11 protein-coding genes are annotated in these 11,065 nt (G+C 57.3%); 7 read left to right on the top strand and 4 right to left on the bottom strand.

The annotated features are described in order from the left end of the window. Window positions 1-113 precede the first annotated feature (113 nt). Window positions 114-557 carry a GNAT family N-acetyltransferase gene (locus tag ACGLHR_RS48015; protein ID WP_400102785.1) on the bottom strand — a complete coding sequence of 148 codons (444 nt, stop codon included), beginning with the start codon at window positions 555-557 and terminating at the stop codon, window positions 114-116. A gap of 1,096 nt (window positions 558-1,653) precedes the next feature. Here ACGLHR_RS48015 and ACGLHR_RS48010 point away from each other — a divergent pair. Both ACGLHR_RS48010 and ACGLHR_RS48005 read left to right on the top strand, forming a co-directional pair. Then, complete coding sequence (locus ACGLHR_RS48010; protein ID WP_400102784.1) at window positions 1,654-2,241, top strand: GAF domain-containing protein; 588 nt, start codon at window positions 1,654-1,656, stop codon at window positions 2,239-2,241. Then, window positions 2,241-3,605: a putative bifunctional diguanylate cyclase/phosphodiesterase gene (locus ACGLHR_RS48005; RefSeq protein WP_400102783.1), complete on the top strand. Its 1,365-nt coding sequence runs from the start codon at window positions 2,241-2,243 to the stop codon at window positions 3,603-3,605. The genes ACGLHR_RS48010 and ACGLHR_RS48005 overlap by 1 nt, the downstream gene beginning before the upstream one ends. 465 nt (window positions 3,606-4,070) lie before the next feature. Here the strand turns inward: ACGLHR_RS48005 and ACGLHR_RS48000 are convergent, their stop codons facing one another. Beyond that, window positions 4,071-4,562, bottom strand: coding sequence for a hypothetical protein (locus tag ACGLHR_RS48000; RefSeq protein WP_400102782.1), 492 nt, complete (start codon window positions 4,560-4,562; stop codon window positions 4,071-4,073). 659 nt (window positions 4,563-5,221) lie between these two features. Between ACGLHR_RS48000 and ACGLHR_RS47995 the strand changes: the two genes are divergently transcribed. The 3 genes from ACGLHR_RS47995 to ACGLHR_RS47985 all read left to right on the top strand — a co-directional run bounded on the left by ACGLHR_RS47995 (window position 5,222) and on the right by ACGLHR_RS47985 (window position 8,435). After that, window positions 5,222-5,755, top strand: a complete 534-nt coding sequence (locus tag ACGLHR_RS47995; protein ID WP_400102781.1) for a TetR/AcrR family transcriptional regulator — start codon at window positions 5,222-5,224, stop codon at window positions 5,753-5,755. Window positions 5,756-5,948: 193 nt separating this feature from the next. Further along, the gene (locus tag ACGLHR_RS47990; RefSeq protein ID WP_400102780.1) at window positions 5,949-6,428 is read left to right on the top strand and encodes a hypothetical protein; all 480 of its coding nucleotides are present in this window, start codon (window positions 5,949-5,951) and stop codon (window positions 6,426-6,428) included. Between the two features lie 111 nt (window positions 6,429-6,539). Then, window positions 6,540-8,435 (top strand): putative bifunctional diguanylate cyclase/phosphodiesterase, encoded by a 1,896-nt coding sequence (locus tag ACGLHR_RS47985; RefSeq protein WP_400102779.1) that lies wholly within the window; start codon window positions 6,540-6,542, stop codon window positions 8,433-8,435. 94 nt (window positions 8,436-8,529) lie between these two features. Here ACGLHR_RS47985 and ACGLHR_RS47980 read toward each other — a convergent pair whose 3' ends face one another. After that, the gene (locus ACGLHR_RS47980; RefSeq protein ID WP_400102778.1) at window positions 8,530-8,922 is read right to left on the bottom strand and encodes a hypothetical protein; all 393 of its coding nucleotides are present in this window, start codon (window positions 8,920-8,922) and stop codon (window positions 8,530-8,532) included. A gap of 94 nt (window positions 8,923-9,016) precedes the next feature. Next, on the bottom strand, window positions 9,017-9,406 hold the full coding sequence (locus ACGLHR_RS47975; RefSeq protein WP_400102777.1) for a hypothetical protein: 390 nt from the start codon (window positions 9,404-9,406) through the stop codon (window positions 9,017-9,019). Window positions 9,407-9,889: 483 nt separating this feature from the next. On the opposite strand from ACGLHR_RS47975, the gene ACGLHR_RS47970 reads away from it, so the two are divergent. Together ACGLHR_RS47970 and ACGLHR_RS47965 are read left to right on the top strand one after the other, a co-directional pair. Continuing rightward, entirely contained in the window at window positions 9,890-10,210 is a 321-nt protein-coding gene (locus ACGLHR_RS47970; RefSeq protein WP_400102776.1) for a hypothetical protein, read from the top strand. A gap of 167 nt (window positions 10,211-10,377) precedes the next feature. Then, window positions 10,378-10,938: an RBBP9/YdeN family alpha/beta hydrolase gene (locus ACGLHR_RS47965; protein ID WP_400102775.1), complete on the top strand. Its 561-nt coding sequence runs from the start codon at window positions 10,378-10,380 to the stop codon at window positions 10,936-10,938. Window positions 10,939-11,065 lie beyond the last annotated feature (127 nt).

Below are 11,065 nucleotides of genomic sequence, written 5' to 3'. Positions count from 1 at the left end.
CGTCCGAGCCCATTCAGTCCATGATTTACGGGCCAAGAGCTCCGATCCAGCGCCTTGCTTTGCGAAAGTAGGGCTAGACCGCTGCGTTCCTTGGGCCGGAATTGACGGCTGCCTCAGTCCAGCCGTCGGCACATATCATTACCCGTGGCGCCAAATCGGCGAAGAAGTCCTTTCGACAACTTTACCTCTTCCGGCATGGAATCCGTCGCGGTGAGCAAAGAGTGAATTTGCCCAAAGGGCCTATGTTCGTCTGCCATAACGACTACAGCCTTCGTGCATCCCTCCGCGCAAGCTCGCGCTAGCACAGCGCCGACGAGGCGGGTGGCGACTCGGGGGTCGCGGTGTTCCTGCAGAACTGCCACAGACCGGACAACAGCAGTCTGGCCGTACTGCTCAGCGCAGGCGCAGCCTACGACCTCTTCATCCAGCACAGCGATATGAAAGAAGCTCGATGACAGGTCCACGTCGTCGCTGGGCAACCCGCAACTATCGAGCACTTGGGAAATGGCTCGCCAATCGGCCTCCTGCGCGGGGCGTATCTGCAGGTCTCGTGCCATCTAAGTATCTCCTCTCTTCACGAGCGAACGGAAAGTTGGAAACAACCTGGAGACTGCGGCAATTCTCACACTACCTCATCTGCGTTGAGTCATCCATCAATCACATGGATGGGAAAACCCTAGCAGGTCTGGAATAGCTGCGCACCTGGATGACGGCGACCACATGCCTCCCCCAACAAGAAAGCCACGGCTCTGCCTGGCCTATGTGAAATGGCGGAACGACAGCTACGGCCTGTCTCGGTACGTCCTGCGGGCGGGTAACTGCAGCGAAGATGGCCGACCAAATTCGAAGCATGACTGCTAACGGCTTGCCTGCGGTCACGATATCGCGAGTTCGTCGCGGCCGAGCGGCCGACCTCTCCGGCTACATTGACAAGAATGCCAATTGGGCTTGCAAGATTTCCGTCCTGCCATCGCAGGGCTCGCTGACGGGTCACCCACCTCACTAACTCAAGCGGCATCACAACCCGCGACTACATCACGCCATGACAGAGTAAGTGCTGGCTGTGTACACAGGAGGTAGACCATTTGGCTAGATGACATTGCAGACATGCATGAACGCCAAAATCCTCTTGAATTTCCGATATGAATAAATTCTAATTCTGACTGCCATTCGCTGGCAGCTCGCATTTTCACCCGCGCTACCACCCCGGCAGCGCGGGTTCTTTTTTTTGCGACCCATGAGCAGCTTCCGACTGCCTGTGCGGAGTCGCACGGTCGCTAAGACGCATTTTGCACGCCAGGTCACAGAGGACCTGTTGGGACTCCATTGCGCAACGGCTCGGCTTTTTTTTGCAAGACTGGAACGAAGGGGACAGGGCGAGCGACTTCTCTTTGCTGTTCGGAGGCGGTCGCATCGCACAAATCGAAGTCGTGAAGTCACGAGCCAAGCGGGGAAGTATGGAGAGCTACTTCGAAGAGTTCTGCTCACGCCTCAAGCGCGAGCGGGTAACCAGCGTCCTCAAGCGTCCAGTCGTCGTCGGCTGACCACTTTGGTGAGACGCTGCGTTTTGACCATCTTCAGTGCATGCATCAGGGTGACCCCGGCTGCCTGTGTCGCATTACCTTCCTTGGCGCGAAGCCCATCTGAGTAACCATGGACAAGGTTCAGCAACTCGAGGCGGAGACCGAGAAACTCCGGCGGCGGCTCCAGCGTGAGCGCGAGTCACGTATTGCAGCGGAAGCTATTGCTGAGAAAGGGCTTCGCGAGCTCTACGAGAAACAACAGCAACTCAAGTTATTGGGGGCCATCGCCGACGCCGCCAACCAGGCGATTTCTGTCGCCGACGCGCTACAGTTTGCCGTGCGCACGGTTTGTCAGTTCACTGGCTGGCAGGTTGGCCACGCGTACGTGGCGGATGGCGCCGAGGGCGAACCGGGCCTACTCTCGACTTCCATCTGGCACGGTGTGGACGGCGAGCGTTTACATGATTTCTACCAGGTCACGGAGGCCATGGATTTCCGCTCCGGCGTCGGTCTGCCGGGCAAGGTGCTCGCGAGCTCAGCCCCGGCTTGGGTAGTGGACTTTACTCTCGACCCGGATTTTCCTCGGGCTGGCGCGGCGGAGCGAGCCAGCCTGAAGGCGGCGCTTGCCTTTCCGGTGCTGCTGGGGACTGAAGTGACGGCAGTCCTGGAGTTCTTTGCCGACCGCGTGCTGGAGCCGATGAAACGCTGCTGCATCTGATGGCGCAAATCGGCACCCAACTGGGTCGGGTGGTCGAACGCAAGCGTGCCGAAGACCAATTGATTCATGATGCCTTCCACGACCCACTCACCGGCCTGCCCAATCGCGCCCTGTTTGCGGACCGGTTAGCTCGTGCAGTCGCGCGCAGCCATCGACATCGTGGGCTCGTCTTTGCGGCGCTCTTCATCGACCTTGACCGCTTCAAGCTGGTCAACGATAGCCTCGGCCATCTCGCCGGTGACACCCTCATCATCCAAGTGGCAGCTCGCTTGGGAGCTTGCCCGCGTGAAGACGATACGCTGGCCCGGATGGGCGGCGATGAATTCACGATTCTGCTAGACAGTATTGCGGACGTAAATGACGCGGTACGCATCGCCGAGCGTTTGATGCGCGCGCTTGAGCAACCGTTCCTGATAGAAGGCGAGCAGCTCTATGTCAGCGCCAGCATTGGTATCGCCGCCAGTAGCTTGGGCTACGAATCGGCCGAGGAGATTCTCCGCCACGCGGACCTGGCGATGTACCGGGCCAAGACACTGGGTAAGGGTCGTTACGAAATCTACGACCACACGATGCACGAGCGGGCCGTGAGTCGCCTCGCGTTGGAAACCAGCTTGCGGCGCGCCTTGCAAAAGGGTGAGTTCGTCCTGCACTACCAACCCATCGTCACCTTGGAGAGCGAGGAGATTGTCGGCGTGGAGGCCCTGGTACGCTGGCGAAAATCAGAATCGGAGCTGGTCTATCCCATCGATTTCATCGAGGTGGCCGAGGATACCGGCATGATTCTATTCCTCGGCATGTGGGTGCTGCGGGAGGCTTGCACAACCATGGCCCGCTGGCACAAGGAGTTTCCGCGAACACCAGCGTTGACCGTCAGCGTCAACGTCTCCGCCCGCCAATTCGCCCAGCACGACTTTGTCCAACAGGTAGCCAAGGTTCTATCCGACACCGGCATCCGTCCGGAAACTGTCAGGCTAGAGATTACCGAAAGCGTGACCATGGTGGATTCGGAACGAACCGTCGCCGTGCTCACGCAGCTTCGTGAACGTGGGGTACGCATTAGCATTGACGACTTCGGCACGGGATACTCCTCCCTTGGTTACCTGCACCGCTTCCCCCTGGACATTCTGAAGATTGACCGCTCCTTTGTCTCCCAGCTCGACCGTGGTGAAGAGGGCTTGCAGATGGTGCAGACCATCATGAGCCTGGCCCGCAATCTCGGCATCGAGGTCGTCGCAGAGGGCACCGAGAGCCCGAGTCACGTCGCGCACTTGAAATCCATGGGTTGTGATGTCGGACAGGGATATTTCTTCTCCAAGCCGCTTGAGTCAGCCGACCTGTCCGCGTTGCTGGAAGGGGGAGACTGATAGGGTAGCATTGCGGGAGGAATCCCCTTGCCCTCCGGCTCTGCCAGCGCCAAAGGCGAGGCAGGGAGAGGACGTCAAAAGGCTAATGCAACCTTCGACAAAGTCGACCGAGTGGTTATTGTGACTCGCTTGCTCCCCCGCCCCTCCTCAAACGACACACTGGCGCAAGGCGTTGGCCGACAAGAACTCTACGATTTATAAATTAATATTTTTACGAGACTCTTTCTGGAGCAGAAGTTTTTGGTAAACGTAGATATTGAGTTTATTCTTTTGGGGCCCGCCCCTTCGGCCGCTTCGTGTTGAAGTTATGGGGGAACACACTGGCGGCACTAGCAGCGGGCTGGCAGTTTTCCAAGCAGCCAAATTTGGCTAGCACTGTCGAGTTGCGCATTTGATTGGACCTGATTCTTCAATCCGAGCACCATCAAATCTGTTCGGCTCCCGCCATAAAACCGCTAGCCTCTCCTAAAGCAGCTTGGATATTACCTCGCCAGCACCAATCTCGGAGAGCGGTCGCCCTTTGCGTTTATGGAAAAGGACGTGCTGGAGCACTCGGTCTCGATGTTCGGCCAGCGTCTTGGCGCTGAAACGCAAGGCGGCCAGCGCGTAATGCTCGCTCAGTACCTTATAGACACGGTGGCGCACGAGGAACTGGCCAATCTCTGCTCGCAGGCGATGAGTCTCTGCCGCGTGGTCGTTTTCAAGTTGTCGCGTGGCAGCCACCACACGCGCATGCAAGCCCTGATAGCGAAGAGCATCGGCCTGTGCCTTCTTCAATTCCTCCCGCAGCGCACGCACCTCCCTCTGTAGCTTCAGGCTGCATTGTATGCCGTCCTGGATGCGTGTCGCCTCCCCCGGCGCCTGGTCTGCGGTAATAATACTGTCCCTCCAGCCTGTCGACTGACGGTTCTCCCCATCCACCTGCCACACGGCTGGTGACTCGATGTTGTCATTCATGATGCTCCCCGTTTGCCCCGTCAACGCCTGCGCCACTGGCAATCCGTGCTGCCAGCATGGTCGGTAGCAGCTAGCTCCCGCCATTGCCCGGCATATCTGAGCACTTGTCGGCTCATTGGCTCTATAGCTTTTGGCGGTAGCTAATTCTCTATCGATGCTCCTCGCAATGGCTATAGTCCAAAACGAGGAGACATATATAACATTCAGGGTTCGGCCAGCATTGCGTGCTCGATACCCCGGCCTTGTTAGCGCTATAGTTCGGGCTAATTGCCAACAGACACTCCTGCCCTTCGCGTTCCAGAAAACGTCGCATACCATCCGACCCACCCCACTAAAGCGGGGTAGCGAAGGTGCCAAATAGAGTGGTCAGTTGGCCGAAAAAACTTAAGGCTAAAGAAATGGCGCACTGGTCTTTGCTGGCCGTCCCTAGTGCAAAACTTAACGCGTTAATTTAGTCCATAGCCGCGACGCTCCATCCCCAGGCGTTCAAACCTTCTCGAGCGTATCCAAGCGCTGCATCAGCGCGGTGCAGCAATTGATGCTTGCTTCCGCCCTCAAATGTCTGCACAATCAAGACATCACCCCATGACGTAAATCGTCCCTACCAGACTCCGAGCAACATGGCACGGCCCCTAGAATTCGACCGAGAGGAGGTCTTGATGCGAGCTGTAGACGCCTTCTGGCGTTATGGCTATGAAGCCCTGCCTGCGAACACCCTCGCAGACGAAATGGGGCTATCAAAATCATCCCTTTACAATACCTTCGGGTCAAAGCGGCAGTTGCTTCTGGAAGCCATCGACGCCTACGCAAAAGCAAAGGTCCGTGCCATTCGAGAAGCATCCGACGCGCCGAAGTTGCGGGAACACCTTCGTAGGCTTCTGTTGGACATCGTAAAGGACAATGATGGTGGTCGTGGATGTCTGCTAGTAAATACTTCAATAGAGTTGTGCTTGCATGACCCCGAAGTGCGTCGAGCAGTCTGGGATGGGTTCCAATCTATCAAGACAGCGTTTGAGTCCCTTTTTATTGCCGGCCGGCAATCTGCGCAACTTAAGAGAGATGCAGACCCGGCCGCAAGCGCGATGACGCTAATTACGGGTATCGCTGGACTACGGGTGCTGGCCAAAGCGGGTTACACCGAGCGTCAGCTATCCCCTGTCGTTGACAACCTCGTTATGTGCATTGCAGTGTAATTTTTTGCACCATTTTGGAACGAATCGACCAAAATCAATGTGCTTTACTTGAGCACCGGTAAAGCTGACAAGATGACTAGATTTGCCCGCCTCTCCCTGCCTCTTTCGACCTTGGATACAGCAGCGCCCCATGCGGAGGATAGCCCCGGATTTCTCCAGGGACAACGCAGAACTAGGTACCGGATGTCGTTGCGTGGCTATCACAGTCGGACGACCGAATATTTCACCTCTAAAGAAGGCAATTCTTTTATCAAGGCTTCGATTTTTCGCAAAATCGGGCCTAAATATTATGATACACACTGAGGAAGTTGACCGACTCCTGTTCGGCTTTAACAAGCTGGATTTTCTAGACTTCCCCTGGCTACAGGAACGCATGGGGGAAGCCAATCCCGAGTTCGATGGCAGCGTGGCGGCAAATATCAAGGAGGTATTTCCAGAACTGCAGTTCCCGCCGACATGGCTGGCTCAGGCGTGGTCACTCTACACTCTTCACGCACTACATCGAGAGCCGGTTCTTGAGCGGAGTGAAGTTGCCTTCCTATACTTCATACTTGGGCTTCAGGTAGGTTGGCCGAAAGAGACTCCCTTCACGGAAAAATCCATGCGGCTATCAATGAAGGAAGGCGCCACGCGCGCCAAGCAAGTTCTAAAAATACTTGACATTTTCCACTAAGACGGGGGTGCTTCTCCCGTGGCTCAGCCCGCTAGTCGAATATAGCGTCCTACTTGCAATAACTTCCGTGCTGGCCACTCGGCCTACCGATTCTTCACGCCAAAGGTGGACTTGGAATACATCCCGAAGGTGCTGCTCTCTGCCCTGACGCCGATTGGCCTGACCGCCGCCTATATAGCGCTGCGGACCTGGCTACCGAATCCCAGAGGAGCCCAAGTTCACATGGCCATTCTCTTCGGATTGGCCATGTGGGTCACACTAGTCACCACAGTCGCGTACGCGCCTGGCGTCATTGCCGATATGCGCGGCACGGTTCTGACGCTGGCCGTGCTATTCGGTGGCGCCGTTCCTGCGTTAGTCGCGTTGTCGGTGGGCGTCGTCATGCGTTTCTGGATTGGCGGCATCGGCGCGGCAACAGGCGTCGCTGCGCTCCTCGTGACATATGCTGGCCTACAGGTCCTGCCTCGTTGCTTGCCAAAGTACTTCCCCGCGAAGGCACCGATGTCCGGTGTGGGATTGGTTGCTAGTGGATTGTGGACAACATTGACCCAATGGGGGGCACTCCTTCTGGCAGAAATGGCGAGCGGCGTCGTTGCCATCGACGTTGTCATGCCGCTGGCGCAATTCCTGGTGACCACGGTTGCAGGCAGCCTGTTTATCGTGGCTCAACAGCGTAGCAATCTGCGTCAAAGCCTGAACGTGCAGCGCGAGCAGGTACGCAGCATGAAGATTCGGGATGCCGTGACGGGCTTCCTGAATCGCGAAGGCTTCACGTGGGAACTTGACATGGCGCTGCTTCGCCAGCCCCAGTCGGCCAGTAAGTTGGCAGTAGTGACGGTCGGCATGCCTCGCCTTCGCAAGATTAGCGAGACACTGGGTCAGCACACTGCCGACGCCCTGCTTGAGGTTGTGGCCTACCGGCTGCGCATCCTCGCGGACCTGCCGTCTTTGGCTCGACTCGACGGCGATACGTTCTGCTTCTTTTTGGACAATGTTGGAGACCATACAATTCTGCGCTTGGCTGAGGAGCTGTTCGCCGCTTTCCGGCGCCCCATTACGCTCGACGGGCAAGAATTCTATATTGCCGTGAATATCGGCATGAGCACGTCTCCTTCGGATGGCACGACGGCCGACGAACTTGTGACTCACAGCAGCCAGGCACTCGACAGCGCGAGCGTGCGCGGGGAAAATCTGTTGCAGTTTTACAGCCACAACCTTGGAGATACCGCCGTGCGCCGGCTCCGGCTGGAGTCAGCACTGCAAAAGGCATTGGACCGCACGACGGAGCTTCACCTTGTGTACCAGCCACAGGTTCGCCTCGACACAGGCGCACTAGTCGGCGTAGAAGCGCTGTGCCGGTGGGAATCGCCAGAGTTTGGAACAGTCACCCCTTCGGAGTTCATACCGATAGCAGAAAGCTCCAGTCTCATTCAGACACTCGGCATCTGGAGCCTCAAGGAAGTTTGCCGGCAAATTACGGACTGGCAGCAACAAGGCTGGAGGGCGCCGGTCGTCGCGGTGAACTTGTCGGCGAAGCAACTGTTGGACCAGGATTTCCCTGAGCAAGCGCTGCGCTGCATCCAGCAGCATGGGCACGCCCCTTCGTTGATACAGTTCGAGCTCACCGAATCTGCTGTGATGACAGACCCCCGCCAGTCGCAGGCGGTGCTTGGTCGCCTCAAAGGATATGGATTCGGACTGGCGCTCGACGATTTTGGGACAGGCTATTCCAATATGGCCTATCTGACGAAGCTGCCCTTTGACTGCCTGAAAATCGACGCTTCCTTTGTGAAGGACCTGGAGCACGACAGCGATAGTCGCTCCCTCTGCAGAGGCATCTCCGCGCTGGGGAGCAGTCTCCACTTAACGATGCTAGCTGAGGGAGTAGAGACGGAGGGCCAGCGGAAAATATTGGCCGACATGGGCTACCAATTCGCTCAAGGTTTCCACTTCTCGCCGCCACTGCTTCCCGTGGCCTTGGCCTCGCATTGGTTGACGGAAGGATAGCCTACAACATAGGTGAGCCACCTAGGACACGACGCCCGAATGCACACTCGCTAGCAGCCTATGGCTGCGGAGGATTGACACGAACACCTTTGCGTCAATCCTGATGAGCTTCCTGCGACAGGTATTCCACGCTGACATCCTTCGTCTCTGTGACGCCATTGTGTGAGGCATAGAACGACCAGACGCGTTCAGCGTCACTATCGAAGCAGGGCCAGCCTGTCAGTAGATATCGCCGCCCGCTAGCTGTCACTCCAGTTTTCGCACCGGCATCGAATGACAGGATGGGGGTAGTCACGCGGCTATCGCGCGCCTCAACGCAGTACCCGATAAAATGGCGGTCGCCATGACTTGTCTCGTATACCCGCCAGCGTTCGAGCGTGAGTTGCGGTTGCTCATCAACAGGTGCAACGGGCCCGATATGCATGATGTGTTCTACAGCTCCGATGGGCATGCTTTCTTCTTGGTAAGCGACGTTGGGTAGGAGCAAGTCACTCATTTCCGCCATTGACGACGTGGAAATCTCCCGCAGTATCTCAAGGAATTCCCCGAATACCTGCTCGACGGAAGTTGGGTCCGTTGCTTCAATGAGTCACATCCTGACGCGGTGGTCCATTGTACCGAACGGTTAGAGCCATTGCGTCCATCAGATACGTCCTGGACGTGGCGAGTGACCGCCTTTGGCGGACCACTTCTGACTTCGCAGACATTGGCGGCATTTCCGCAAACGACTGAACAGCAGCCTCGTCATCGGGCTCGCCGACCTTTCGGATGAATCCCGGGTGCAGCAGCTGGAACACGGCCTTCACATCGAGTCCGAGCTGCTTGGCACGCGCAAGAATTTCCCCCGAACTGGCCCGGCCATCTACCATAATGAGGAGCGCACGGTGTCGACCATCGAGTGCTGCCGACCGTGCTGCCACTTCATGGCGACCACTATCTGTTTTTTCCAACTGCCCCAAAAGACCTTCCATCGCATACTCTCTCTGCAGATGGCGGCCAAACTAAGGCCTGCAAGTGACTGGCGTGTGACAGCCTGATATCCATATGTCGCGCTCAATCCAAAGCCCTGGGAGACGGCGATGTGCTCTGCTCATATGGCACCATCATTTGCCCAACGAAAACGCAGCAGTGCGCTCGTGCAGCTGACACGGCCACGTCCCAAGTCTTCAGACGGACGCTCATATTGGCTGTCTGCGGCGGCGGTGAACGGCGGCATCCTGCGTGCAAGCTTTCCCCGCTGGCCGCCATGGCCTGTCGTCCATTGCCGTTCCAGGCGACACACCCTCGGAATCAACTCCATGAAGACAGATTTGGATACAAAATCCTGGGATGTCTCCGTCAACGAGCATTCCACTCCTCTCGTTTCTGTTGATAACTGCCTCTGACTTTTCACGCCAGGCCTTCTGAGGCTGGGGTCCTTTCGGGTAGGCAGTATTCACAGAGGATATGTAACCATGAGACAGATTTTGTCGCTGGCCATCCTGGCGGCGGTCGCCGCCGTTGCATCTGCCGGCGCACAGGCTCATGTGAATGTTGGTGTCAGCATCGGCGTCCCGCTGCCTTTCATAGCCGCGCCCGTGTATGCCCCCGCTCCCGTCTACGCTCCGCCGCCAGTCGTGGAGTCGCAACCTGTAGTGGTTGCGCCTGGATACTACGACGACTGGCGCGAGCGTGCATGGCGGGAACGCCAATGGCGTGAGCAACGCTGGCGAGAGCGCGAGTGGAGAGAGCGTCACCGCGAATGGCATCGCTGGCACGATGGTGATGATGATTGAAACCGGAGTACATTGTCACCGGACCACCGACCATTGCTACGCCTAACGTCGTCCGTCTGCCGACACGGATATGGGTAACATTCAGCCGACTCCTCTGCCACAGGAGCACTGCATTTTTTGGTGACGCAAACGTACGAGTGCTAATCCGTATCAACCCGAGCATTCTGATGCGTGATATCAACGACTTCGACATTCTGGTCCTCCCTGGCTCCCACAATTCTGGACCCGACCACTGGCAAACGCACTGGGAAGCGGCCTTCGCCAATATGCGCCGTGTGGAGCAGAACGATTGGGACGTGCCCGTCTACTCTGAGTGGTCGTTTCGCCTCTCGGAGGCGGTCAACTCCTGCAATCGACCTGTCCTCCTTGTCGCGCATAGTTTGGGGACCGCGCTAGTTACGCGCTGGTCGCACCAAGCAGATACTACGGTTGTGGCGGGAGCATTCCTAGTCGCACCGTCTGATATAGACCGACTTGTGCAAACGCCGGAGTATCCTGCGCGCGGCTTCGAGCCCATCATCATGAAGCAGCTCCCGTTCCCATCCGTCGTCCTCGCCAGCCGTAACGACGACCGAGTCGACTTCGACCGCGCCGAAGCCTTCGCCTCCGCTTGGGGCTCACCCCTCATCGACGTCGGTGCTCAAGGGCATATCGGGTCGGCGGCAAAGCTTGGTCTTTGGCCGCAAGGACTCATCTGGTTCGGCCAGTTCATAGCCTCAATCAACTAGCTAGGTCACAATTACGGCCGACCCAACGCGCCACTGTTTATAGAACGAAACGTATCCGTCAGCAGAACCCATGTTGACTTGGGAATACTGCTCCGTCAGGTCATTGGCGTTGGGGGGGGCATCGGAT

The sequence above is a fragment of the Cupriavidus sp. CuC1 genome (genome assembly GCF_044627735.1).
Taxonomy (GTDB): domain Bacteria; phylum Pseudomonadota; class Gammaproteobacteria; order Burkholderiales; family Burkholderiaceae; genus Cupriavidus; species Cupriavidus ulmosensis.
Note: the sequence above shows the minus strand (reverse complement) of the source record. Positions and strands in the feature narration are given on the sequence as shown.

Excerpts from the sequence above, each read along its gene's own strand:
- ACGLHR_RS47965 (WP_400102775.1), top strand. The coding sequence starts at position 10,378 with ATGCGTGATATCAACGACTTCGACATTCTGGTCCTCCCTGGCTCCCAC.
- ACGLHR_RS47975 (WP_400102777.1), bottom strand. The coding sequence starts at position 9,406 with ATGGAAGGTCTTTTGGGGCAGTTGGAAAAAACAGATAGTGGTCGCCAT.
- ACGLHR_RS48010 (WP_400102784.1), top strand. The coding sequence starts at position 1,654 with ATGGACAAGGTTCAGCAACTCGAGGCGGAGACCGAGAAACTCCGGCGG.
- ACGLHR_RS47995 (WP_400102781.1), top strand. The coding sequence starts at position 5,222 with ATGCGAGCTGTAGACGCCTTCTGGCGTTATGGCTATGAAGCCCTGCCT.
- ACGLHR_RS47970 (WP_400102776.1), top strand. The coding sequence starts at position 9,890 with ATGAGACAGATTTTGTCGCTGGCCATCCTGGCGGCGGTCGCCGCCGTT.
- ACGLHR_RS48015 (WP_400102785.1), bottom strand. The coding sequence starts at position 557 with ATGGCACGAGACCTGCAGATACGCCCCGCGCAGGAGGCCGATTGGCGA.
- ACGLHR_RS48005 (WP_400102783.1), top strand. The coding sequence starts at position 2,241 with ATGGCGCAAATCGGCACCCAACTGGGTCGGGTGGTCGAACGCAAGCGT.
- ACGLHR_RS48000 (WP_400102782.1), bottom strand. The coding sequence starts at position 4,562 with ATGAATGACAACATCGAGTCACCAGCCGTGTGGCAGGTGGATGGGGAG.